19 protein-coding genes are annotated in these 26,316 nt (G+C 44.6%); 9 read left to right on the top strand and 10 right to left on the bottom strand.

Going from position 1 to position 26,316, the window contains the following annotated elements; genetic code table 11:
* Position 1: 1 nt before the first annotated feature.
* Complete coding sequence (locus tag V202x_RS22265; protein ID WP_145179037.1) at positions 2-952, bottom strand: sugar phosphate isomerase/epimerase family protein; 951 nt, start codon at positions 950-952, stop codon at positions 2-4.
* A gap of 675 nt (positions 953-1,627) precedes the next feature.
* Between V202x_RS22265 and V202x_RS22260 the strand changes: the two genes are divergently transcribed.
* Positions 1,628-2,614 (top strand): DUF1571 domain-containing protein, encoded by a 987-nt coding sequence (locus V202x_RS22260; RefSeq protein WP_197993041.1) that lies wholly within the window; start codon positions 1,628-1,630, stop codon positions 2,612-2,614.
* A gap of 52 nt (positions 2,615-2,666) precedes the next feature.
* On the opposite strand, the gene hemQ is transcribed toward V202x_RS22260, so the two are convergent.
* A complete protein-coding gene (gene hemQ, locus V202x_RS22255) occupies positions 2,667-3,509 on the bottom strand; it encodes a hydrogen peroxide-dependent heme synthase (protein WP_232098638.1) in 843 nt (280 codons plus the stop codon).
* Positions 3,510-3,672: 163 nt separating this feature from the next.
* Positions 3,673-5,796, bottom strand: coding sequence for an alpha/beta hydrolase family protein (locus tag V202x_RS22250; RefSeq protein ID WP_197993040.1), 2,124 nt, complete (start codon positions 5,794-5,796; stop codon positions 3,673-3,675).
* Positions 5,797-6,113: 317 nt separating this feature from the next.
* On the opposite strand from V202x_RS22250, the gene V202x_RS22245 reads away from it, so the two are divergent.
* Entirely contained in the window at positions 6,114-7,976 is a 1,863-nt protein-coding gene (locus tag V202x_RS22245; RefSeq protein ID WP_145179035.1) for an AAA family ATPase, read from the top strand.
* A gap of 84 nt (positions 7,977-8,060) precedes the next feature.
* On the opposite strand, the gene galE is transcribed toward V202x_RS22245, so the two are convergent.
* On the bottom strand, positions 8,061-9,092 hold the full coding sequence (gene galE, locus V202x_RS22240; RefSeq protein ID WP_145179034.1) for a UDP-glucose 4-epimerase GalE: 1,032 nt from the start codon (positions 9,090-9,092) through the stop codon (positions 8,061-8,063).
* A gap of 160 nt (positions 9,093-9,252) precedes the next feature.
* Between galE and V202x_RS22235 the strand changes: the two genes are divergently transcribed.
* Both V202x_RS22235 and queF read left to right on the top strand, forming a co-directional pair.
* Entirely contained in the window at positions 9,253-10,692 is a 1,440-nt protein-coding gene (locus V202x_RS22235) for an acyltransferase family protein (RefSeq protein ID WP_145179033.1), read from the top strand.
* A gap of 131 nt (positions 10,693-10,823) precedes the next feature.
* The gene (queF, locus tag V202x_RS22230) at positions 10,824-11,189 is read left to right on the top strand and encodes a preQ(1) synthase (protein ID WP_145179032.1); all 366 of its coding nucleotides are present in this window, start codon (positions 10,824-10,826) and stop codon (positions 11,187-11,189) included.
* On the opposite strand, the gene V202x_RS22225 is transcribed toward queF, so the two are convergent.
* From V202x_RS22225 to V202x_RS22205, 5 genes are all read right to left on the bottom strand, one after another.
* Positions 11,186-12,058, bottom strand: a complete 873-nt coding sequence (locus V202x_RS22225; RefSeq protein WP_232098635.1) for a GntR family transcriptional regulator — start codon at positions 12,056-12,058, stop codon at positions 11,186-11,188. The genes queF and V202x_RS22225 overlap by 4 nt on opposite strands.
* Positions 12,059-12,979: 921 nt before the next feature.
* Positions 12,980-13,693 (bottom strand): hypothetical protein, encoded by a 714-nt coding sequence (locus V202x_RS22220; protein ID WP_145179031.1) that lies wholly within the window; start codon positions 13,691-13,693, stop codon positions 12,980-12,982.
* A gap of 457 nt (positions 13,694-14,150) precedes the next feature.
* Complete coding sequence (locus V202x_RS22215; RefSeq protein ID WP_145179030.1) at positions 14,151-14,549, bottom strand: hypothetical protein; 399 nt, start codon at positions 14,547-14,549, stop codon at positions 14,151-14,153.
* Between the two features lie 147 nt (positions 14,550-14,696).
* A complete protein-coding gene (locus V202x_RS22210; RefSeq protein ID WP_145179029.1) occupies positions 14,697-16,154 on the bottom strand; it encodes a DUF1501 domain-containing protein in 1,458 nt (485 codons plus the stop codon).
* A gap of 33 nt (positions 16,155-16,187) precedes the next feature.
* Entirely contained in the window at positions 16,188-19,376 is a 3,189-nt protein-coding gene (locus V202x_RS22205; protein ID WP_145179028.1) for a DUF1553 domain-containing protein, read from the bottom strand.
* Positions 19,377-20,313: 937 nt separating this feature from the next.
* Here V202x_RS22205 and V202x_RS22200 point away from each other — a divergent pair.
* Together V202x_RS22200 and V202x_RS22195 are read left to right on the top strand one after the other, a co-directional pair.
* Complete coding sequence (locus V202x_RS22200) at positions 20,314-21,174, top strand: SGNH/GDSL hydrolase family protein (protein ID WP_145179027.1); 861 nt, start codon at positions 20,314-20,316, stop codon at positions 21,172-21,174.
* Between the two features lie 45 nt (positions 21,175-21,219).
* On the top strand, positions 21,220-21,648 hold the full coding sequence (locus V202x_RS22195) for a hypothetical protein (RefSeq protein ID WP_145179026.1): 429 nt from the start codon (positions 21,220-21,222) through the stop codon (positions 21,646-21,648).
* 29 nt (positions 21,649-21,677) lie between these two features.
* Here V202x_RS22195 and V202x_RS22190 read toward each other — a convergent pair whose 3' ends face one another.
* Positions 21,678-22,808, bottom strand: coding sequence for a zinc-dependent alcohol dehydrogenase family protein (locus tag V202x_RS22190; protein ID WP_145180741.1), 1,131 nt, complete (start codon positions 22,806-22,808; stop codon positions 21,678-21,680).
* Between the two features lie 156 nt (positions 22,809-22,964).
* Here V202x_RS22190 and V202x_RS22185 point away from each other — a divergent pair, with 156 nt between their 5' ends.
* The 3 genes from V202x_RS22185 to V202x_RS22175 all read left to right on the top strand — a co-directional run bounded on the left by V202x_RS22185 (position 22,965) and on the right by V202x_RS22175 (position 26,312).
* Positions 22,965-23,831: an alpha/beta fold hydrolase gene (locus V202x_RS22185; protein ID WP_145179025.1), complete on the top strand. Its 867-nt coding sequence runs from the start codon at positions 22,965-22,967 to the stop codon at positions 23,829-23,831.
* Positions 23,832-23,863: 32 nt separating this feature from the next.
* Positions 23,864-24,397 carry a flavodoxin family protein gene (locus V202x_RS22180; protein WP_145179024.1) on the top strand — a complete coding sequence of 178 codons (534 nt, stop codon included), beginning with the start codon at positions 23,864-23,866 and terminating at the stop codon, positions 24,395-24,397.
* A 193-nt stretch (positions 24,398-24,590) separates the two neighbouring features.
* A complete protein-coding gene (locus V202x_RS22175) occupies positions 24,591-26,312 on the top strand; it encodes an MFS transporter (protein ID WP_145179023.1) in 1,722 nt (573 codons plus the stop codon).
* The last annotated feature ends 4 nt before the right edge of the window (positions 26,313-26,316 follow it).

The following is a 26,316-nucleotide window of genomic DNA, read 5'->3' as shown; positions in this document are numbered from 1 at the left end:
CCTAATTAATCAAGGCAAAGGCTTTTTTCATCGCAATCGCGGTCGCGGAAACTGCCTGATCAGCCGGCAACTTTCTGAGTGCTGCATTAAATGGTTCAGCACGTACAGGACCATCATATCCTATACTGTTGAGTGTATTTAGGAATGTTGAAAGATCAATCACACCTGTTGCCATTGGTAACTCGCGTTTTTGATCTATCTGCTCATCTATTTCTAAGCCTGCAGGAGCATCATTCAAGTCGACTGCAACTATCTCGGCATTGCTTAAAGTCAATAAATCTGCTTTGGTTTCATGGGCTGTGTACCAGTGCCAACTATCCAGGATCAGACCTACTCCTTTGACATCGATAGCAGAAATCAATTCTTTCGTTTCCGGCATCGTATGAATAAACGGGAACTTTTGGCTCGACCATAAGGTTTTGGGGCCTACATATTCCAGTCCGAAGCGTAAGCCATGGTCTGACAGTATCCGTGAGATTTGTTTTAAGCGGCGTGTATGTTGTTTGAAGTTCGCATTGTAGGTAAGTTCAGCATGTGTTGGCATCAGCCATGTTCCAATTCGCGTAACACCCGCACGTTGTAGAGCAGCAGCAGCATTGGGAAGTGACTTCAATCCCTCCTTGAATTTTGATTCATCCTTACGAAAGTCGACTGGCATACCAGCTGCACTAAAAACCAGATTTTTACTCTGCATTTCTGATTTCAGTTTCGACAGTTCATTTTCAGAAAGTCGACCAAGGTAACCTGCATCTGGAACGACCGCTTCAAAACCGTATTTCTGAGCATAGTCGATGGCTTGTTTTTGATTAGCTTTAACACCGATGCGACCACAGGAGAGATCCAGTTTCATGACTCGTTCTCTTCCGAGAGATGCACAGACATGATTGCCCAAAGAACTTGTGAACAACGCAGCACATGCGCTTTTGATAAACGAACGTCGATTTAAGGACATGAAACTCACCTTCTCTACTTAATACAAATGATTTTCAATGGAATCGAAACTAAAGAAAACTGATGTCATAAAAGCGTATATGAGATAATAATGCTTAAGTGATTATAAATGAATGTCTTAGAAAAATAAAACCTGGGGCAACATTTCCAGATTATGAGCTGAATTTGGTAGAGCGATTACAAAAATATAAGTTAGATCGATGTGGTGCTTTGAGTTGAGTTTGCGGGTTCCATCTAATCTGAACCCATACAAATTTGAGAAACGCTCTGATTAGGAGCTTAGACAAGATTCTCTCATACAAACCTGCTGTAAATGACGAATTTTTAGGAATAGCTATCCTGAATTCATCTAAGTACGTGTTCAGCAATGAGGCTGAACTGGTCTGATGTCTTGAGTGGGCCAGAAAAGGTGGCAACGAAGTTATTCTCTCTATCAGATAATATTGAGAAGAATTAGATATTGATTCGACTTTTTCAGGCTTAAAAGAACATAAAACCTTATGGAATCAAATATTTGTCAGACACACAAAGGGATTTCCGTGTGCTGGCCACATCATATCACAACGACGGGCAAGCCCGGTTTACGTCTTTTCACGGATGAATGGATCTCGTTATGGAGAGCCAGTTCAGACAAGACGGTGCCTTGCATTTTCTTATTGAAAAGGGACGGTACCGCATGATGCGCATGCTAAAAAATAGATCAAAACACCATTTTTCGAATATGTTGGCTTCAGCTATCTTTTCGGCGGCGATCGGAATCCTTTATTTTAGTTATGATCCTTCTCCTGCAGATGCTGATCCTAATGACACTGGTGTTGTTGCAAGCAAGCCAGTTCCCATTCCTGTCATAGCCTATAAACCAACACATCAGGCTGAATCAGGGCTAAATATCAATTCAAAAAAGGAAAGTCCGAAGCCTCAGCAGAATGGGGTTTTGACGGGCCGAATGGCTTTATTAATGAACTTGCTGCTATTGGAAAAAGGCTGCCGCTATCTGGAGACTGTTCCCGATTACACAACAACATTTTCGAAGCAGGAATTCCTAGGTGGTGAACTGTCAGAGAACCAGGTCATTAATCTGAAGTGTCGTCATAAACCATTTAGTGTTTATATGAAATGGGTCGTGGGTGACAAAGGGCAGGAATTACTTTATGTCGATGGCGAAAATGATCAAAAAATGCTTGTTAAAATGGGAGGGCTAAAAGGTCGATTGGTACCAACCTTAAAACTTGACCCCCACGGTTCACTGGCCTTAAAAGAATCTCGACACCCAATTACGAAGGCCGGAATCAAGGCTCTGGCTGAAACGATCATTCATTTTCGTAAAAAAGATCTTGATGAAAAACTTAATACGGAATGTGTCATGCTGACCGACCAAAAATTTGACGGGAAAGACTGCTATTGTTTTATAGCTCATTTTGCTAACGCAAAAGAGTCAGAAACTTATCGTAAGTCGGTCGTTTACATTGATCAAAAAACTTGTCTGCCAGTTTTTGTCAGGGGATATGGTTGGCCAACAGATGGCCTGGCGAGTGCATCGCCAGAGGAACTGGATGAACAGACTCTGATTGAGTCCTATTCATTCACAAACATCAATATGAAATCAGAGTTGGCAACAACAGACTTCAGTAAAACAAACAAGAATTATCGCTTTCGCAGATAAGCAAAAGTGTTTTTAATAGATTGATTGAGTACAAATCGCCCGTCTTGAACTTTTAGAGTTTGAGATGGGCGATTGCTTCTTCCGGGGACATAATATAGCTCAAATAAAAAGGACCAAACTCCGCATATTTGGCAGAAGCTTTGTCAAATCGCATTGTATAAACAATTTCCTTAATTGGCTCTGGTGCGCGACCCCATAAGCTAACTCCCCATTCCCAATCATCAAATCCTGTAGACGCTGTGATGACCTGCACGACCCGTCCTGCGAATTTCATCCCGCTAATACCATGTTCCGCCATCATGTTGTAACGGTTACTGAACTGCTCCATATACCAGTTTGCTCCGGGTACACGTGATTTATTCATTGGATAAAATGTGTAGACAGGAAAGTCCGGAAACTCCGGATAGATTCGCTGTTGATTCATAGCCGGCAGCCGACCTTCATAGGCTTTCAGTTTCGCCTGAAATGCAGGACTTTCCGGATCAGCCCCTTCCTGCTGGAGCTTGGCTGCATATTGATCCAAAGTCGGTACATACTCTGAAATTTCCGTAATAGAAACAAATGAATAAGTTGGTATCAACGCTGGACCAAGACCCGAAGAACGGATTCCCTGCTTAATACTGTCAATTTTGATGGGATCGGGGTCCATAATCAGAACATGTAAATCTGCTTTATGGCCAGAAACAACCGAGGTTTGCATGCGAATCGGGGCATCTTCACGTTCAGGATTCAGTAGCGAAGCGAGGGCTTCTCGTCCTGTGGCACGAGTATTTTGATCTATATGATTTAGTTTGTCTTGATCAACACGGTAGTACAAATGAAGACAATGCCAGCCTTCCGTCATCTCCATTGTGGGATCAGGAAGCGGAGCAGAAGTATGTTGAGGACGATTCACGTCGAGTCACCTTGCTAAAAAGAAATGGAGAGTTAATCATCAATGATTATCACTCGTCTCATACATTATGTTGAGTAAGTGATCTTCAGTGATTATAGCTGAGAGATAGTAATGAGCAAACTCAGTCGTTGTATCCGATTTTGAATTCAATTTCGTTTTCTGTTTAATTTTCGCTAATTTGAAGCTGTTTCTTGTCCCAGCCTAGTTTGTGGCCGACCTGCTCGGGATACTTCCAATCCACCGTATTCACAAAATTTAGCTTGACTGGACAGCGACTGGCTGCCATCGCAACGGTCTGTGGTAGATCTAGAAACCGTAGCACATTCAACAAGGCAGGACCGATATGATGTGAAGATGGTACTCCTTTTAGATCCAGCTCGTCGACACCACTTTCAAAAAGTGACGCATACAGACACAAAGCAGCAGCATCTCCACTGGCTTTCAGAATTAGAGCGGACTTTGATACTTCTGACTGTGCTTTCACTTCCTGGATGGCTCGGCGGATATCCCAGATTTGCATTCCTTCCAATGATTGACCTAATAAATAGAATCGACGTCTGATCTGAACTTGTTTTCGTTTGTCAGGATTCCAACTGCTCAATCCAACGCCTCGTGGTGCAAAAAATGCGACGGCAGTTTTTTGGTCAATCACCTTTTGACGTAGTTTTTGATAGATTTTCGGTGACGTTGTGGACTCTGAATTCTGTTGAAATGATTTTGGAAAATCAGGAGCCAGCACTTGTGTGATGTCCTCCCATTCAGATTGACTCAGGACGTTCAGTATGACTTCTTTGATACCGTCTTCTGGGAGCGTTTCTGGAAGAATGAGATACAATTTTAATGGTACATGCTTTTGACTGTCAAAAGAAATCGTTTTCAGGCAAAGGCCATTTTTAATCGATGTTTCTACTTTGGCTTTAATTGTAGAATCATTTTTCTTCGGCCAGGCACGGAAGGTTTTTTGCAGTAGTTGATCTTTCCACTTAGCTATTATCTGTTCCCACTGCTGTGTGTCTTCTGGAACAGGAAACGAGTTAGAGGCCTGTTTGACAAACGTATTTTGTATGCTCGTATTCTTTTGATCTTTGGGGAGTGTTTTAAAAACCTGAAGTTCTTCGGGAGTATGGAACTTTGTTGCCGCCATTTCGATCAGTGAATCATCACCTTTAAGAAAATGATTGAACCAGTGAAAAGCGTGAATTCGTAATTCCTGTGTATCTTTGTGGGGACCTTCTGTAATTTGTAGGCCGAGATTTTCAGGTACACCATATAATTCGTAAATCTGCATTGTATTACGATAAACGTCAACGACCCCATCGAGAGGAAAAATACTATCTTTATCGGTATTGGAAATTAATAAAGGGCGCGGCGCGACCAATGCAGCCACCTGAGCATAGTCCCATTGATAGGTATTAACCATAAACATACAGTCGCAGTGTCCTTCGACGGCTCCATCGATCACATAGTTCTTAAGATTTGTGATGCCGGCAACAGGAACCGCAGCTTTGATTCGCTCATCCAGAGCGGCAATCCACCAGCTATAAGCACCGCCGCCTGAGCGACCGGTGACTCCCAGTTTCTCGCCATCAACTTCAGGTCGCGATTGGAGATAATCTAATGCACGAATGCAGTTCCATGCTTCGACTCCAGCCGGAGTGTAACCGCGGGACAACCACCACCACATCCCTTCCCTGTAAGTCCCGTGATGCAAACCTTCAATTTCTCCCAGTTGTAAGGTATCAATTGTCAGACAGACATAGCCGTTTCTGGCAAACCACTCACCATGATGCTGATAATGCACTTTATTGCCGTAGCTGATGCCATTTTTCTTAACACCTCCATGACCGCAAACATAGAGGATTGCAGGTAATTTCTTGTCTTGTTTGAGAGGTCGATAGAGATTCCCTGTGACATACAGACCGGGGCGTGACTGAAAAGTGAGATTTTCCACGATGAAACCATCACTGGTGATGCGATTTGTTATCTCTGGTTTGAGGTCTGTCTTGGGAGGCAATGGAGATAACCCCAACATTTCGAAAAGCTGTTTTCGGTAAACACCTCTTTTATTTTCCCAGGTTTTTAAGTTTTTAATATCCTTCAAGCTTTGATCGGCTAGTTGCATCGTGTGATAGTGAAAATAGTCACTCAATTGTTGATCTGCTGCTGTGGTTCCAATAATTTTTCGTCGTTCCTGAACAGGATTCGCTGCTTGAGACGAGGAAATTTGCAAAACGAAAGCTGACAAAATCAATACGAATAACATTCGGTAGCAGCGTTTTTGAGTCATAGTCATTCCTGTTGTATTCAGAGGCAGGATCTTGAGGAGTGGTAGATCTATTAAGATCACCTCTATTTTATCAGGTTGAGTAGCCTCTGTCAGTTCAGTCGTTGTGAATCTCTTGGATACCGGGCATTTTTTGATTTGATCTTCTCGCGAATGAATGTCAAATCAGCCTTTTTATAGTGAATCAAGCAAAGCCTGGTGAACCAACAGTACTAAGAATTCGTCTATAAGGTAGGATGGTTCGTTTTTTCAGCGGTTTAATTTTCTGAGCTGAAGAAGGGATTATATCATCAAGAAAATCATAAACCGGGAAAAATTCAATGTCTAAGCAAGCAAAAAATCTGAAAGAAGTTCTCAACAAATGGTTGGAACGCGATCTGACGAATGAGGCAGAGACGGGAAAATTGTCTCCCGTTTTTTTGATGGATAACCTTGTTTGTGATGTCATTGATGTTTTGAATGCCGGTCGTTTTCCGATCTTGTATGGTGGTTCAGGGGTTGGGAAATCTTCTGTGATTCACAAGCTCGTGTTACTGTCCGTTGCAGGGAAAGGCCCTGCCTCGTTTGAGAAGGCGCGTGTCTTGAAATTGTCTTTTAAAAGGGCTTTGGCGAGCTTGAAAAAAGACGACCAGTTACGTGGCGAGTTTCAAAAACTCCTGGAATTGCTTTTAGAAACAGACGAAAAAATCATTCCTGTCTTCTCTGATACGGAAGTGATGGATGACTATTATCTCCAGCCACTTTTACAGGCGTACGCTTATCAAACAGAACGCCCCTTACTTGCAGAAGGAAATCGTGCCAGTGTGGAAGCGATGTTTGAAAACTATCCTGATCTGGAGAGTCACTTTGTAGCCTTGAAAGTAGACGAACCGGATTTGGCCACAGCCCGTTCGATTGTCAGTCTCTGGTCTGAAAATCAATTCAAATCAGAACGAGTGCGATTTACTGAATCGGCCCAGGAAGAAGCGTTGTTATTGACACACCGTTTCCTCTCACGGTTGAATATGCCTCGTAAGGTACTGGATCTGTTAAGTCAGGTGAAAGTGGTTCGCAGTAAAGCGAAAAAAGTTAATGAAAAAGATGTCATTAACCGTTTTCATCAGGTACATAAAGTACCCCTGTCGTTGATTGATCCCGATTTACCATTAAATTTGAAACAGGTACGGGAACAATTCGCTTCCGTAGTTTTGGGACAAGATCAAGCTGTAGACGCAGTCGTAAGGATGATTGGAATTATCAAAGCAGGATTGAGTGATGTGCGGCGTCCTTTGGGGGCGTTTCTGTTTGCTGGACCAACGGGGGTTGGTAAAACCCACATTGCCCAGAAATTGTCGCAATATCTGCTGGGACGTCCTGAGAGTATGGTCCGTTTGAATATGGCAGATTATCAGTCGGAAGTTGCCGCCGTGACGCTATTTGGAGATCCTGAAGCGTATGCTCTGTCTAAAAGACAAGGGCTACTGACTCAGCGTTTACAGGGGCAGTCTTTTACTGTGTTGTTATTGGATGAATTCGAGAAGTGCTCTCCTTTGGTGTTGGATCGGTTTATGCAGTTGATCGATGAAGGTTGTTTCATTAATGGAACCGGTGAATCGGTTTCCTGTCGTTCAACAGTGATCATTGCGACAACCAATGCGGGCGCAGAACTATATCGTAAAAGTATGATCGGTTTTTCTGAAGGGTTTTCTTCAAAACAGGAAGTAGAACAGGCGGTTCATCGTCGTCTTGTCGAATACTTTCGTTTCGAGTTTTTGAATCGATTTGATGAGATTGTGTACTTTCATTCGCTAAACGCAGTCGATATTCGTGCGATTGCGGAGTGCGAATTAAACCTGTTACAGAATCGGATTGGATTGAAACGAAAACAGTTGAAGATTCAAGCGGATCGTGACATTCTCGATTGGCTGGCTGCGAAGGGATATGACCCCTATTTTGGGGCACGTTTTTTACGACGTACGATAGAACGGTTTGTAACACCAGTAATTTCTGATGTTATTAACTCAGAGTTTCCCGAAAAAGGCAGCACGTTACATTTAACATTTGAAAAGCAACGTGTTGTGGTACGTTTTGAAAAACAGCGAGGAGGCATAACCAACCGTAGTAAGACTGATGCAATTGCAGGTGATAAAATAGCCGACAAAGTTACAACGCATCGGAACGAACGGACAACAACCGCTGTCTAAGATCAGTAAGAATCAGCAGGTCATGTGAGTATACATGGCCTGCTTACTTGAATACAAAACAATTTACAGTCAGGAAAAAGTAAATCAAGCATCGTCCTTTAATTTCTTTTCCGAACTAGAGCCTGTTTGTGTCTGATACCCGTGGGGGTGACTTTGAAACCAATCCCAAGCAGTTTGGATGATGTCTTTCAAAGATGTATATTTTGGAGACCAACCCAGTTCCTTGCTGATTTTTTCATTTGAAGCTGCCAGGATTGGAGGATCTCCAGGACGACGAGGACGGTACTCTATCGGAATTTTAGACCCAGTCACCTGCTCTGTCGTTTTAACGACTTCGAGTACCGAATACCCATGACCGAGCCCAATATTGTAAAAACGATTTATATTTGGTTCTAATGCATTTAAAGCCAAAAGATGTGCTGCACAGATATCTTCCACATGAATATAGTCGCGGATACAGGTTCCATCTTCGGTCGGATAATCATCGCCGAGAATCGTAACCTGCGATTGTTGTCCCAATGCAGTATTCAGACAATTGGGAATTAAATGGGTTTCTGGCATATGGTCCTCGCCAAGCGAGCCATCATGGGTACAACCAGCAACATTGAAATAGCGCAGGCCAATAAAACCAAAGTTGGGATCACTGTGTGCACAGTCTCTCAAAATCTGTTCGATAAATAATTTTGACCAGCCATAGGGATTAATGGGGCTCTGGGGACTCTCTTCGGTGACTGGAACGTTTGCAGAAATTCCATATGTAGCGCATGAGGAACTAAATACAATTTGACTGACTTGTGAATGCTGCATAGCGCGCAAGAGAGAGAGAGTACCAGCTGTATTGTTGGTATAGTATGGCAATGGATTTTTAACCGATTCCCCCACATAGGCCAGCGCGGCAAAGTGAATCACTTTTTCAATACGCTGAGATTTCATAATTTCGGTTAAACGTTCTGTTTCCAATAGATCAAGTTGAAAAAAAGAAGCTTGAGGCGAAACTGCCTCTCGATGACCACGCGAGAGGTTATCGATCACACAGACCTTATGTCCCACTGAAATGAGCTGCTGAACACAATGTGAGCCAATATAACCTGCTCCACCTGTTACAAGTATGGTCATCGAGTTTTTCCGAAAATCAAAGAGAAGAAAAGAGATTAAGAATAATGATTTACGCTGAAAACCAAAAACAGTACCATAAAGGTGGCTTTCAGAGCGAGAGTCATCAAAAATATTCCTTTCAAGTGATACAATAGCTTCTATTTAGTCATCGGTAAATCAGATGTCTCAAAATACTCCGAATTTCGGCTCACAAAAATCAGAAACGATTCCTTTGCAGAAAACTTCAGAACCGGAGCCACAAACAGAAGCGGATGTTAATTCGAACAGCGCGAAAAAGACGAAGCAAGATCATAATAAACGTCTTGTATCACTCGACGCTTATCGTGGCTTTGTCATGCTGGCGATGGCCTCTGGTGGCCTGGCAGTGGCCAGTGTCGTGAGCCGTCACCCTGAAATACTAGATCAGTATCAGGGAACGCAATGGGAGAGCTCCTGGAAATGGATGTGGCAGACTCTGGCTTACCAATTAAGCCATGTTCCCTGGACGGGAACTGCGTTCTGGGATCTGATCCAACCTTCGTTTATGTTTATGGTGGGGGTTTCAATGCCCTTCTCTTTCAGAAAACGTAAGCAAAAAGGAAATTCGACGTTTCGTATCTGGATGCACGCAATTTTTCGAGCAGTCTTGCTTGTCGTGTTGGGAGTCTTTTTATCTTCGAAGTCAGGCCCCCAGATCAATTTTACATTTGCCAATGTGCTGTGTCAGATAGGGATGGGTTATCTTGTTGTGTTCTTTTATGTGAATCGTTCTTTCCTGACCCAAATGATGGGGATCGTCACGATATTAGGAGGGTATTGGTTTTTCTTTTATCAATATGTACCCCAAGAACAGGAATTGGCTGACTTAAAAGCGTATTTACAGGAAGTGAAACAGAAAGACGATACAGAATGGACGCAGTTTTCGGGGATTGGTAGTGCCTGGAATAAGCACACGAATGCGGCTGCTGCCGTTGATCGACAGTTTCTGAATCAGTTTCCTCGCTATGAAAAACCGTTTCGGGAACAGAAATTCTGGGCCAACATGGGAGGCTACCAAACATTCAATTTCATTCCTTCCATCGCCACGATGTTATTTGGTTTAATGGCGGGGCAACTTTTGATTTCGTCACGCAAAGAAAGTATGAAAGTCAAATGGTTACTACAGGCAGGCTTAATCTGCTTTGGAATTTCGATGATCCTGGACACCTCGATCTGGCCTGTGAATATCAACAACTGGGAATGGCATCTTGCACCGATTGTGAAACGTATCTGGTCGCCTGGTTGGGCGATCTTTAGTGCCGGTTGGGCATTTTGGTTTCTGGCAGTGTTCTATTGGATCATCGATGTGAAAGGCTATAAAAGATGGGCGTTTCCATTCGTGGTCGTGGGGATGAATTCCATCGCCATGTATTGTATGGCCCAACTGATCCGGCCCTGGATTCAGAAATCACTCAAGATTCATTTGACAACTCTTGACGCTGCCACCGGCTGGACAGTCACCAATTCGTTATATGGTTCTGATTGCCCTTATACACCGATTGCCCTTTCCGCAACGGTTTTGTTTATCCTTTGGCTAATTTGTCTGTGGATGTATCTTCAGAAGATCTTCATCAAGATTTGATGCAATTTGACCAAAACAGACTTGGAGTGCTTGCATGAATTTGGAGATCACTATAGAACACGATGAGTCTGACGTGAAACTCGCTGTTACCACCTCACATTCTAAATATTAATTACGACAGAAAATTCATCATGAGCGAAACAGAATCATTTCGTCATCTTCTGGAAACATTCGAAAACCCTTATCCGAATCGTGATTACGTGATGGAAACGGTTTGCCCAGAATTCACTTCGATGTGCCCCAAAACAGGCCAGCCTGACTTTGGAACATTGATCATTTCTTATATTCCAGATCAAGTCTGCTTTGAACTCAAGTCATTAAAGCTCTATTTGCAAAGCTATCGCAACGTTGGTGCCTTTTATGAAGACGTTACCAATCGTATCTTGGACGACTTGATTGCCGTCACTGATCCCCGCTGGATCGAACTACGAGCCGACTTTACTCCTCGGGGAGGAATTAGCAGCAGTATCACGGCATCGCATCAAAAAGAAGATTAGTTGTTTTTGGGTTTCAACTGTGACAAGACCGGATGATTACTCCGCAAGTGGAATTCCAGTTCGGATCGCGCGGTAATCCAATCTTCCTCTAATAGTGCATTTAGAATTCGTTGATGCTGCTGGATCTCCTGAATCGCAGCTTCACGATCATTCGATTCCCACAGAAAAAGCAGGTCGAAATAGCGCCCATGCCGATCAAAGAAGTTGATGATGTAATAATTGTCTGATTGTTTAATCAGATATTCGTGCAGACTGTTATCAATCTGCAATGGCTCTTCCTCAGATTGTGGTACGCAGTTCCTTTCCAGGATCTTCTGTAAGACTTGCTTATCAAGGGTTTCTTTCGACAGTTCGAGTGCTTTCAATTCTAATACCACCCGTACGTCAAGAAATGCATCCAGGTCATGCTGATTGAAAGGCCGCAACTTCCAGCCACGACGCGGAACGTGTTCGAGTACCCCATCTCCCGCCAGCCGATTAAACACATTACGTAAGGTTGTACGACTAATTCCATATTTTTGGGCAGATGCCGCTTCGCGGAGATAAAGCGATTCTCCTTTCAGACTCATCAGTAAGAGATCTTCAGAAATTCGTTTGAATTGATCTTCAGGAGGGATCGGTCGTGGCGTACCTGCTGCAGTTTGTGCGGTATCGATTTTCTCTTTGTTGATGCATAAACGCCGGTTTTTCTCTCGATAAAGATAACCTTCTTCGATTAACTCATTAACAGCATGGTAGATTGGTGTGACGCTGACTTGATAATGATCAGATAATCCAGCCAGTGTCAGTGATTCTTGGGGTAATTCCTCACGTGAAAGCCGGGAAATCAAATCCTCTTTAATGTAGTTCGTCAGTGTCAAAATCTGCATCAGTGCCCCTCAGTGTTTATTACATTTGTGCATTTTATATGATATTGGTGACAATGTAAACTGATGAGCTGGACTACGAAGCAACGCATCCGTAAAGCGTTGGTCAGGAGACCGAATTCACTCGTGCGTATTTCTGCAGTGATCAGCAAGTGGTCATGGGGCGCATTTGCCCTCCTCCCTTCAAAAAAAGTGTTGATTTTCGTCTTGACGGCTGGCTCCCGTTTTTGAAACTCTTAATTTCTGCGTCGCGCGCGCGAGGCAGTGATGTTTTGCGGGTGAATTTCTGCCCTCCTGCACTTCTCAGCACTATAAAAACCCCTGAAAAGAGACGTATTTCAGAGACCGCCACCAAAACCACTTCAGGGTGTGCAGTATGGAGAACCCCGTTTCGAACCATTTTCAACAAATAACAGAGAGATTTAACGTGTCGTTTTACCATATCTGAGACAAAACTGCGCAAATCTGTTTTCTGAGATCGTGATGCAATCAAGAGAAATACTGAGTCAACCAAAATCCAATAGACTACAACCACAGCCTGCTCCCTATTAACGAGACAACACTTATACAATCCAGAATAAACAGCACGGGAAAAAGCAGCGTAAGAAATATCTCAGAAAAAAACCGCGCATGGCCCTCCGCCTGAAAGACACCCTCATAAAAGATGCGCCCTCGTATTTTACTGCAAAACAGGAAACCAACCGCAGATGAACATCGTAAATTATAAAAACCAAAGACGGATCACTTTCTCACGCGTTCCATTTATTGGCGAGGGTTCATAATTGGTAAGTTTGTCGCCATTTATGAATCAGATTCTTGCATTATGACATACTTTTGAATCGTCGGAGATTTGCTTGACTGAGATGTAGCAATCGGAGGGAGGTTTTCAACACAGTCGCTGACACCTTTTTGTTCAGTGTCCCATTACTTGTTTAGGTCACCTTTGTCGGTTAAGAAATTATGGTGAATCCATTTTTGGAGTTCATTGGATGGATAAGTGGACAACACTACTTGATCATCCTCGCCGATCGTAAAAGAAATGCTACGACCGTTGAGATCAGCGGGAATTATATTTTTCAATTGGATGATTTGTTGATGTCTCTTTCCTTGCTCATCGTCCCACTCAATGCGCGCACTATCAGTGATCTTGTACGGTAGGCCTTCGCACGACATACTTGAAACTCCAGAATTTCCTTTCAGTTGACCATTTTTTTGCTCGGAATCCAGGTAATTTTCGTTGAAAACAGAGTACTTGCCAAAATAGACCGCGATGTTTTGAATGACGTCTCCAGATCGATTCTTAACATCGACTTCGTATACAGGCCCTCCATTACTGGCAAAGATTCTATCCAACCCATTTTTTACTTGTGCATCATCTCTCATTTCTTCAACTGAGAATGTTGCTACTTTAATGGTTTGATCGGGTAAAATTAAAAAACAAGCTCTCGTACTGAGTCCCTGATCTTTGCGTGGTTTGGGAATGGAAAGGTTTGATTCATAAGTCTGTCCTCTCTGATCTTGCCATGTGCATTTTACCTTTGATGGCATCGCTCCAATGAAGGGACCATCAGGGTGGAATTGACGTCCATTAAGTGGAGGTGAATTGAAATTATAGACTCTCCCTTTTGATTCGATCATAAAATTTTTGATTTCTGTTCCAGTGCGATTATACACTAAAAGTCCGTAAAATTGTGTGCTTGGACACCCAGAAAGAGTTAGGGTAAATGCGAGCATTAAGACGACTTTTCCAATCGAAAAAGGTACTCTGTTAATTCTAAAAAAAAGAGTCAATTGGAAAGACATCTGTAAAACTTATCCTTTTGAGATGATTCAGTTTCTACTCATCAATTAGATTTCAGAGGGGAATAAAGACGGGAGTACAAAAAAGGTGTCAGGAAAACTTTTTTGTGTCTACGTGCATGAATGCGTCGTAATCGCCTGGCTTCTTAAAAAAAGCACCCGTGTTATGAACTGGTTAAACACATGAAACACTACACCGGCAGGACAATTTCGTTTAGTACGGGGCAATCAAAAGGTATGGCAGAATGCTACCAGGTTGACCTTTTTTAGCTCATGCTCTTTTTCTACTCTCAATTCAGGGCTCAAGATCTTTAAGTGATATTAATTTCTTGTCCTTTAAATACTCTTTGTCATACAGGCCGATACAGGTATCTACTTTTAGTCGAACTATTTTCCACCCGTGATCATCTAGTTTTTCACCCAACCACATATACGGAATTAATGGTTGATGAAGGGAATTTTGTAACGACTGACGCTCATTGGGAGTTAACTTATGAAACGTTTTTTGAGGAATCAGTTCTCTACAAATATGCCTAAAAAAACCTTCATAATCAAACCAAGGGTTTTCTAGTTGATCCTCAAATTGTTGCGCCCATTCAATGACTCTTTCTGCACTCCATCCGAGTAATCTACCAAAAATTTCTATGGCAGCTTCTATATCACAGTACTTGTCAAGTTCTTCTTTACTCAACATAGCTAAAATTTTCTTTTTAAGCTTGTGTATATTCAAAGACAGGAACGACTCCAAATTGGACTTCCAGTTTCATCACATTAAAGTTGGTATTATGGGAAGACCATAAAACACAAAAAAGTTCCTAGTTTCTTGCCTACGAGACCTGTATTACAGGATTTTATCTAGTACCGTGCCGTGCACATCGGTCAAACGATAGTCGCGGCCCTGGTGTTTGTAAATCAGGCGTTCGTGGTTGAATCCCAGGCAGTGTAGCATGGTCGCATTGAGATCGTGGACGTGGACGGGGTCTTTCGCGACGTTGTAACAGAAATCGTCGGTTTCTCCATAGGAGATGCCGGGCTTGATTCCGCCACCTGCCATCCACATTGAGAAGCAGCGACCATGGTGGTCTCTGCCGTAATCGGTGGACGTCAGTTTTCCCTGACTGTATATCGTTCTGCCAAACTCACCACCCCACACGATCAGAGTGTCATCGAGTAGACCACGCTGTTTGAGATCGGTAATCAACGCACTGGTGGGCTGGTCAATGTCACCACATTGCAGGCGAATATCACTGGGTAGATTATAATGCTGGTCCCAGCCGCGATGATAGAGTTGAATGAACCGTACGCCCCGCTCTGCCATTTTGCGGGCTAATAAGCAATTGGCGGCATACGTTCCTGGTTTGCGGGATTCTTCGCCATACGCTTTGAAAGTCTGGTCTGTCTCTTCAGAAAGGTCAATCAGGTCGGGTACGGAAGTCTGCATCCGATATGCCATCTCGTATTGGGCAATTCTGGTCCGTATTTCCGGATCGCGGTATTCTTCGAACTGGCGTTGATTAAGTTTCGACAGCCCATCCAGCATGCGGCGTCTGCTGTCAGCATCAATTCCGGGAGGGTTTGACAGGTAGAGCACGGGATCGCCGCTTTGTCGAAAGTTGACTCCCTGATGATTTGAGGGCAAAAAGCCAGTCCCCCACAAGCGGGCATACAAAGGGTCCGCGGGACGCGAGGCACTGCCACGGGAAATAAGTACGACAAATGAAGGCAAGTTTTGATTCTCGCTGCCTAAGCCATAACTCGACCAGGCGCCAAAGCTGGGGCGTCCCGGTTGTTGATGGCCGGTTTGCATCAGTGTGACCGCGGGATCATGATTGATGGCTTCGGTGTGCATTGATTTAATCACACAAACATCATCGACGACTTTCGAAAAATGCGGTAAGGCATCACTGACCCAGGTGCCACTTTCACCATGTTGTTTGAATTTGAATTGATTCGGCGCCGCAATCGGAAATGATTTCTGTCCCGATGTCATGCCGGTCAGACGTTGGTTGCCGCGAACGGAATCGGGAAGCGGTGAGGTATTAAGGTCTTTCAAACGCGGTTTATAGTCGAACATTTCCATCTGGGATGGACCGCCATGCATGAAAAGATAGATGATACGTTTTGCTTTGGCAGGAAAATGGGGACCTTCTAACTCACCCGGGTTCGTCTTTGATTCACTGGCGAACAACGCGGGATTTAGGAGTGAACCGAGGGCAGCGGATCCAATTCCTGTTGCATTGCGACGAAAGAAATGACGTCGTGTGAGTTCCTGTTGTAGTTCTGCATGATCAAAGTGCATGACGACTTCCTGATTCAGTTGTCTTGTCGCGGATTAATTTTTGGTAACCGTCTCATCCATATTGAAGATCGTGCTGGTCAAGATTGTCCAGGCAGCCAATTCAGTAGGGGAGACGGTTTTGTCAAAGGGAGCTTCTCCAACGCCAATTAATTTTAAGGCGGCAGGTTGATTCTTCTCAAAGACCTGCCGTTGTTTATCCAGAATGGTTGTTAATATCAGTTGTTCCTGTTGGCTTGGCAGACGACTGGTGGCAGATCGAAATGCAAATTGAACTCGCGCAGTCTGAGAATCGTGTTGCTTTAATGTCTTTTCTGCCAGGGCACGAGCTGCTTCCACATAGGTCGGGTCATTTAACAGAACCAGTGCTTGAAGCGGAGTATTTGTGCGAGGACGACGAACCGTACAGGTTTCACGCGTGGGCGCATCAAAGGCCATTAAAGCAGGAGGTGGACTTTGACGTTTCCAGTATGTATACATGCTTCTGCGATACAAGGCATCGCCCTTGTCTTGCTTGTACTTCAATTCACCATCATAGGAGACCGCTTCCCAAAGTCCGGCTGGCTGATACGGCTTCACGCTCGGCCCCCCCTGCTTCGTACTGAGTAAACCACTGATTTTGAGTGCGTTGTCGCGGACGGTTTCCGCGTCCAATCGAAATCGGGGACCGCGGGCCAGTAGCCGGTTTTCGGGATCACGTTCGTAAAGTGCGTCGGTCACGTGTGACGATTGTTGATAGGTGGCCGAGAGTACAATCTGTTTGACGAGACGTTTGACATCCCAGCCGTTTTCCTGAAAGTCAACCGCCAACCAGTCCAGTAGTTCCGGATGGCTGGGCCATTCTCCCTGCGAGCCAAAATCCTCCACTGTCTTCACTAAACCGGTGCTGAAGAGTTGCTGCCAGACACGGTTCACAAAAACACGCGCTGTCAGGGGGTGCTGCGGACTTGTCAGCCATTTCGCCAGTCCCAGTCGATTCGATGGCAGGCTTGATTTGAACTCGGGCAACGCGGCGGGAACGTTGGCGGTTACTTTTTCGCCGTGGGCATTATAGACGCCACGCACTAAAATGAAGGTATCGCGTTTCTTTTTGTTTTCCTGCATCACCATTGTAGTGGGCATGTTTTTTTGTAGCGAGGTCAGTTTTCGACGCATGGTATTGAGTTGTTGTTCTGCTTTCCGCGACTCGTCTGAAGCAGCCGTCTTGAGGAAAAACGCGTGTATGTCCTCTTTTTGCCGAGCAGTTCGTTTTTTGGCAGGCAGTGTGACGGTGCTGTCCAGAAACTGATAGGTGGCGAGTTGATTTGCTTCCGCAGCGGTTAACGTTCGATCATAAATGCGCAGATCATCCACAAAGCCCTTATAGAAGGCACTTGTGCTGCGACGTCCAATACGTAGCGGTTCACTGGTCGCAATACTGCCGGTCAGACGATCAAAGGGAGCTTTCGTTTCTTGTACTTCACCATTCAGGTAAATGCGGACACCGTTGGCTTTCGAAGAACCATCGTATGTCACAAGCAGATGCTGCCAGCGACCGGTGCTGATGGAGTTGGTTGTCACGACTTGAATGGCGTTGGAATTCCATTTGTTGATGAAATGGACACCCAATTTGCCTTTACGTATCATGATGTCGAAACCCCTTAAATGATTTCGATCATCATTTTTGGATAAAATACAAATAGGCCCACCCGAAGACGGTTTGATCCAGGCGGCCACCGAAAATGGAGTGTCGTGCTCAATTGTGAGTGATGCATCGATTTCGAGCAGTGACCCGCCGTCAAATTGCACGGCCTTGCCTTTGACGCCGGCGACGGATTTGGGTTTACCAACAGATTTGATACTGGTATCGGAATTCTCTTTTTTCTGTTTAAGTTCATCCAGAGGAAAATGGTGGAGTAAGCCATCGGCTGACGGTGGAGTGAGTTTGGCCAGAATCGTTTGTTCCCACTTTGCCTGCTGTTGATTCAATTCTTTTTTACGCTGTTGATGTTGTTTTTCGAGTACCGCAATCTGTTTTTTATGCTGTTCTATTCGCTTCTGCAATTCCGGGTCCGGAACTTGAATCAATGGCATGGCATTGCCGGCAGTACCCGTATTTCCTCGTTCCGGGCTGTTATTGAAAAACGCAAAGAATTGATAGAACTCTTTTTGTGAGATCGGATCAAACTTATGGTCGTGGCAGCGGGCACAGCCCATGGTGAGTCCCATCCAAACCGTTGAAGTGGCATCGAGTCGATCGACCACGTATTCGACACGGTATTCTTCATCGATGACCCCTGTTTCGCGAGTGGTCATGTGATTGCGATTGAAGCCGGTCGCAATCATTTGGCTGAGCGATGGCTTGGGCAGCAAGTCACCCGCCAATTGTTCGATTGTGAATTGATCAAAGGGCATATTCTGATTGAAGGCATTGATCACCCAGTCGCGCCAGTGCCACATGTACCATTCTTCATCGGTGAAGTAGCCGCTGGTATCCGCATAGCGTGCGGCATCCAGCCAATAGCGGGCCATGTGTTCGCCGTAATGGGAGGATTTGAGTAATCGGTCAACGAGCTTTTCTGTTGCGTTCGGGGAATCGTCTTTGAGAAACGTATCGAGTTCTTTTAATGTCGGAGGCAAGCCGGTCAGATCGAGAAAGAGACGCCGACAAAGCGTCGTTTTTGATGCGCGGGGATTGGGTGACAACTTTTCCTGTTCCAAACGCGCAAGAATAAAATGGTCCATTGACTTTCGAGGCCAGCCTTGATTTTTGACCGTAGGGAGTTCAGGGCGACTTGGTGCAATAAATGACCAGTGTTTCTGATAAGGGGCTCCCTGCTCGATCCAACGTTGAATGAGCTCTATTTCCTGTTTTGAAAGTTCTTTGCCGGATTCTTCCGGTGGCATTTTGTCCGCTGAGTCCGATGACAGGATACGTTTGAGTAATTCACTCTGCTGAGGCTGCTTGAGGTCGATAATGTGATAATCATCACGAGGTTTCAGTACATCGCGTTGATCATCTAAACGTAGTTCCGCTTCGCGAGTTGATGCGTCGGGACCATGACAGTGCAGACATTTATCGGAAAGAATCGGACGGATATCACGGTTAAATTTAATACGTTTCGTCTGTTGTTTTTTATCTGGTTCTGCCCAACTCAATTTTGCAGAGAAACTAAACCCCGCAATGATGAGGAACGAAATGCAGGACAGACTCAGCAGGCGAGATTTATGTACCGTATCAAACATAGATCAGCTCTTAACGGAATGGAGGGATGCAGGTTGGATCTCAGCTAATATTTAAGATAGTTTAAATATTAGCAAATCGCGATGCCTTTGTCACCTATTACTTGGGAGAAATTACCTGTAGCTCTATAACACTCGTGGCAAGCTCCTCCAAAGATTCATCAATTTAACAATCATTCGCCGCCGTGGTTATAATGCACTGCATCTGGATGACGATCTGTGATAAGGTCAGTTCTGCATTAGATACTCGGAACGTAGGTGTTAAATAGCAACTTGAGAAGTCTATGTTTGATATGAATTAATATTATACACCAGAAGTTTATTTAATCAGCCCGTTAAAACTATGAATGATGATAGATCGGCCGAACGTACTTATTATTTTCGCTATAATCCTCTTTATCTCGGAGTCTTATCCGGCATCTTTTGGTTCTTGCTTGGGACTGCTTCAGTATTAGTCGCGTACTTGAATCCAGATGGAGCATTCAAAAATCCTCAGAAGTTTATTTTATTTTGTACGACTTCTTATTCCGTGATGATACTGTTGAGCATTTGGTTAGTGTTATCATATTATCGTGAGCGGCTAGTAATTACCGACTCGACGATAACACTCCACGGTGTCTTTCGTAAAAAGACATTTTTTTTGTCTGATATTACAAGACTCATCTGGTTCACACGTTTTGGTAAAATCATCCTGGAATCCCCACAGGGTCAGATGAAACTATCACAAGGTAAACTTACCGATTTTGAAAGAGCAGAAATAGTCGCTTTTCTTTACGATTCAGTCGATCAAAAATTACAGGTGGATTGGTCAAAATTCATTAAAAAATGTGTTCCGATTTGGGGAGGGTATGAACTCTTAACTCATCCCTCACTTTTTGTTGCATGTGTCATACCTGACATTCATACTTATACACAGAGTCCTGAGGGATAAAATGGTTCTATGAATCCAATTGTCTTTCACATTATCTCAGGACAGGCATTTTTTACCGGGTCAGTTTTAGTCATGCTCGCGGCGTGGTTATCCACGCGTGAGAGTCGCGTTGCGAAGCGTGTGATGGTATTGGTCTTTTTGCTTGGTATGATTGCGATTGTCGTTTCATCAACGTCCATGCCTTACTGGTTCTATGGGTGCGCGGGAGTGATCACGCTGGTCTGGATAAGTTCCTGTTTTGTCAAGAAATGGCGGCGCTGGTCGGCTTATGCTGTGATCGGTGTGTGGGCAATCGCAATTGGGTTGGAAGCGCCTTATCATCTGACGCCTACAATTAAGCCGGTTGCTTCTCGATCGATGACCGTGATTGGAGATTCCGTAACTGCGGGTTTGGGAGGCGGCGACAAAGCAGAAACATGGCCGCAGATTTTGGCGCGCAAGCATGATTTACAAGTGCAAGATATTTCGCACGTAGGGGATACTGTTTCAGCAGCATTGAAGCGGGTTCAGAAAGCACCCGTCGTTTCTCCAATCGTCTTACTGGCAATTGGCGGGAATGATATTCTGGGGTCTACGACCACTGAGCAATTCGCGAAAAGTCTGGAGGCATTGCTGGCTGAGCTGTCAGCACCAGATCGGCAATTAATCATGCTGGAATTGCCGCTACCTCCGTTCTACCATGAATACGGTCGTACTCAGCGGAATCTGGCGCAGAAATATGATGTTGCACTCGTTCCCAAAAGGGTATTTCTGTCGATTATCGCTAGGGGCGAATCGACGTTGGATTCGATTCATCTTTCAGAGGCGGGACATCAGACTATGGCAGAAGTGGTTTGGGGACTTGTGATGCCAGCTTATGCCACTGATTGAAACAATGTGAATAAAAAGGTTAAATTGACTGAAAGTACTTTAAAGATGAAATATGATGAGTATTGGGACACATTGGTCAATCGAGTGTATCAACAAAATGAAATTCTGACGGGTGTCGAGGAAACATTTTATCGGTTTGCCTGTATCTATGGTGAAAATATGGTCGATGGAATCCAATCATATTTTGAACGTCGAATTCAAGAATATCCAAAAGACCTGGCTGCATTGCAGGAGCATGGTTTTTCTAAAATCGCTGAAACATTGCAAGAAGCGAAAACGATTCTGTTTGGTCAAGTCGAGATTACTTCGGAACTTGTTGATCAGATTTTTGATGAAATGTACGAAGACGAATCATTAAGTGACCGTATCGACCAAGAATTGAGTTCCACTTATGACGCTCTGATCTTTGAGCTCGAAGTCCTCTATGACTTTAACATCAAATTAGGGGTCGAAAATGAGCTCTTCACAGAATGACTGGTCATAATCGTTCAAAACGACGCTGCTTAGTTCTCAAACGTCACCACTTGTCGAACAGCGGCCCCTGTGGCGAGATCGTCGAAGGCTTCGTTGATCTCGTCCAGTTGGATCGTGCGTGACAGAAGTAGATCCACGGGTAACAGGCCCGCCTGATACATGGCGATAAAACGTGGCAAGTCACGTCGGGGGACAGCGGAACCCATATAAGAGCCTTTGATCGTACGTTCTTCCGCTACCAGGCTGACGGCGGGAACCGAGAACATCTTGTTAGGATGCGGAAGCCCGATCGTAATCGTTGTGCCGCCGCGTTTCGTGGCAGCATAGGCTTGCTGCAGAACCTGCTCGTTGCCCACGCTTTCGAAGGAGTAGTCGACCCCGTTTTGAATGTCCTTGATTTTTGTGACCGGATCTTCTTCACGGGCGTTGATTGAATGCGTGGCACCAACTTTTTGGGCCAGTTCTAACTTATCCGGGAGCAAATCGATGGCGAAAATCGTTTCTGCGCCGGCAGCGCGAGCGCCCATGACGGTGCTGAGACCAACCCCGCCTAAACCGAAGACTGCCACACTCGATCCCGGCTCTACTTTTGCTGTGTTGACGACGGCTCCGACACCGGTCATGACGGCACAACCGAACAAAGCCGCCGTACTCAATGGAAGCTGGGAATCAATTTTGATCAATGATTCCTGTGCAACGACCGTATACTCGGAAAAGGCGGAAACGCCGAGATGGTGATTGAGTTCTAATTCGGATTGATTTTGAAAATGCCGTTGACCGGAAAGCAATGTCCCCGCAAGGTTGGCTTGTGCCCCCGGCTCACAGAGCGCGGGCCTCCCCGTTGCGCAGGGAATGCAGTGTCCGCATAATGGAACGAAGGAAAAGATGACATGGTCATCTGGCTTAAGATCATGCACGCCCTGCCCTACCTCGCGAACGATGCCGCTGGCTTCATGTCCCATCACCATTGGCATGATGCGAGGACGTGAGCCGTCAATGACTGATAGATCGGAGTGGCATAAACCCGCGCCGGCCATTTCAACCAGAACTTCTCCCAGACCAGGCTCGGATAATGTGACCTCTTCTACAACTAGTGGGTTTGACTCTGCATAGGGGGTAGGTTGCTGCATGTCGTAGAGAACGGCGGCTTTTGTTTTCATCTTCATCCATCCTTAAGAACAGACATTGTCGAATGCTTTCATTTCGCTTAAAAAGATGTTAAATGATCTTATCAATCGCGTGTAACGACTACCAGAACCAACGGAAGAAAAAAGCGACTGGCAATTTATATTGCACTTCGTAGATTGAGCTTATTAATGAGTACCAAGGCGTACAAATCGACTCAAGCAAAAAAAGCGGTCATGGATTCGTATTCCTTGATGCTGGAACATTGGGAGGTTCCCTTTCAGGAGCGCGACCTTGAAACGAGCTTTGGCACTACGCATGTCATTGAGTCGGGAGACAAGCAAAACCCGCCGTTAGTCTTACTGCATGGCGGCGGTGGAAATTCCACGATGTGGTTTCCGAATATTGTCGCATTGACGCAGCATTTTAAGATTTACGCGGTCGACATTGTTGGCGAAATGGGGAAAAGTGATGACACCCGGTTGTCCTATACAACGGATGATTATCCAAACTGGTTAGGTGAAGTCTTTCAAGAACTGTCGCTTTCTCATTCCAATCTCCTGGGAACATCATTGGGTGCCACCTTATCAATTCAATTTGCGATTCGAACACCTGAATTCATCGATCAATTGGTACTGGTCGCTCCCCCCTCATTAGAGAAAATGAACACTGGATTTATATTAAAAGGTCTTTTATCTGCTCTGTTTCCGACTAGCTCAATTACAAAAAGTTTTTACCGCTACATTACGTCGCCAAATTCCATCCAACCTCCCGCATGGGGGTTAGAAGATCAAGTGGTACGATCAAAAGCACAACGTTTAAACACGAATACGATCCCCGTTGTTACTGAAGAAGATCTGTCCAAACTGCCAGAATCAACGCTCTTGATTCTGGGCAAGGATGATCGGATTTATTCCATTGATGCTGCGGTGAATAAGGTAAAAAAAGCCGCACCCCAAGTTACCATTGCTGTGATTGAGAATGCGGGGCATGTGGTTACCGTGGAGCAACCTGAAATATTCGCGAAAACGTTTTTCGAATTTATGAATGTCTCTTAACGAGCCTGATTTGGTATAAGAAAAGAGAAATAATGCGAACACTTGTCATTTATTTTTCCTATTCAGGTAATAATCGGCTACTCGCTGAGTCTCTTGCCAAACAGATGGAATGCGATGCCTGCCCCATCATTGAAAAGAAACGTCGCACTATGTTAACGATCATTTTAGATATGATCTTTAAGCGAAATCCAAAAATCGAACCGCTTCCGCATACGGTTTCCGATTATGACCATCTTATTCTCGTTGCCCCAATTTGGGACTCAAAAATAGCAAATCCCATGAAATCTTTGCTTCGACGTGAGAAGGAATCGCTGCCTGCTTATTCTTTTATATCACTTTGCGGCTATGAACGCGCCGGGCAAAACGAAAGCATTTTAGAACAGTTGTCTGTTTTGACAGGACAAGCGCCAAAGGCAGTTTGTGAATTAAAGATCTGTGAACTCTTTCCGCCTGAGCAAAGAGAACAGATCAAAACCATTTCACGTTTTCGTGTGAATTCTGAAGATCTCGTCAAATTCGAGATGCCGATTAACGAGTTTCTTAAATTGATCAATGCCGTTCAATGAAAAGATTCCTCCTACCATAATGCTTGCTTCTCAACCCAAAATGTGATCACTGTATTCAGGGTGTTAGATCACATCAAGCTGTCTACTTTGAAGCCAGTCTCAAACAATTTAGTGCTCGTTTTCATATCAATTTATTGTTATACTTTCGCATTCCCCAAATGCTCACAGACTCTGATGGAAAGCTAAGAATCGAATGTCCAGCACTGAGCCACCTACATCCTATGTTCGTTATCGCGTCATTTTTGCCTGCATGTTGATGGCGATTTTGTTGTATCTAGATCGATTTTGTATCTCGTTCGCTGAGGTATTTATCAAAGATGAGTTGGGGTTGAGCGACAAACAGATTGCGATCATTCTCGGATCGTTTTTTGTCTCTTATGCATTCTGTCAGGTGCCTTCCGGTTGGTTAAGCGACCGTTTTGGCGCGCGGACAATGCTGACTCTTTATATTTTGATGTGGTCACTGTTTACCGCACTCACCGGCTTTGTAACCGGTTTCATTATGCTGTTACTGTTTCGCTTGGGGTTTGGGGTAGGACAAGCGGGAGCTTATCCTACGAGTGCGAATATTGTCAGTAAATGGATGCCACTTTCCGCACGAGGCATTGCCAGCAGTATGGTCGCCGTTGGGGGACGCTTAGGCGGTGCGCTTGCTCCGATTCTCACCGCATTTCTGATCGTGTTATTCGTGCCGATTTCTCAGTCGTCTGAATTGACTACCGGTGATCTAATGAAACCACAGCAATTTGCCGTCAAGTTTATGGAGAATTTAAACAAAAAACAGGAATTTGAAACGACGATTTACGACCACCTCACTCCGGAAAGTAAAGAGTATCTCAAAGCAGTGGCTTCAGAAAAAGAGACTGAAACGGGAACGGCCGTTGAAGCCGACTTTCTCGTGAATTTGAATTCCATTTTGCAAAAAGACACGTTGTATCACTCCTCTGATTTTGAGGATCTGAAACTGAATCAGCAAGCAGAACAATTGCTCAATATTACTCCTGGTGAAATGAATGTTGAGGAGAGGTCCCGTTTGAATCGGCTCTTACTGGAGGCTCGATACTACACTGAATTTCGGAAAGTTCAGGGTAAAGGCTGGCGACCGGTGATGGTAGTCTATGGAGTGTTTGGAATCGTCATTGCCGGTTTCTTCTGGTGGACCATCCGCGATTATCCACGGATGCATCCATCCTGTTCCGAGCAGGAGTTGGAAGCAATTGAATTTGGACGCAATGAAGAAGACAAAGACCATACAAAAGAGATTGGTGGAATTCCCCTGAAAGCGATTGTGGAGAACCGAAGTCTCTGGATGCTTTCTTTGTCTCAATTTTGTACGAATATCGGTTGGTTATTTCTTGTTACCTGGTTACCACGTTATTTGGACGAGACATATCAAGTACCCTTAAAAGAGCGCGGAACAATGATCACTGTCGCACTAGCAGTTGGTTGGTTCGGCACTCTGTCCGGTGGTAAGGCGACCGACTGGCTGCGGAATCGAATCAGTTTGCGCTGGAGTCGTGTGCTTCCAATTGTCGTGTCACGATTCACTGCCATGGCTGCCTATATCTTGTTATGTTTTCTTGATGTCTCTCCCTGGGTAGCAGTGGCACTCTTTTCTGTGGTCGCTTTTTCGACCGACTTTGGATCTCCTGCCATGTGGGCTTTTAATCAAGATATCGGCGGTAAACATGTGGGGTCTGTGCTTGGTTGGGGAAATATGTGGGGTAATCTGGGAGCAGCAATCGCTCCCTATCTCATGATCTGGGTGATTGGCGAAGACGATCATTACTGGAGCATGGCTTTTGTTACCTGTGCGGTTGCGTTTTTCATTGCCGGTGTGGCTTCGCTGGGTGTCGATACGGCTCAAACTCTGATTGTTGAAGAAGAGCCTGAAGGTGAACTGGCATCGACTTAGTCCA

This window comes from Gimesia aquarii, from assembly GCF_007748175.1.
GTDB classification, from domain to species: domain Bacteria; phylum Planctomycetota; class Planctomycetia; order Planctomycetales; family Planctomycetaceae; genus Gimesia; species Gimesia aquarii_A.
The sequence above is the reverse complement of the archived record's forward strand: the minus strand, read 5'-3'. Positions and strand labels throughout refer to the sequence as shown.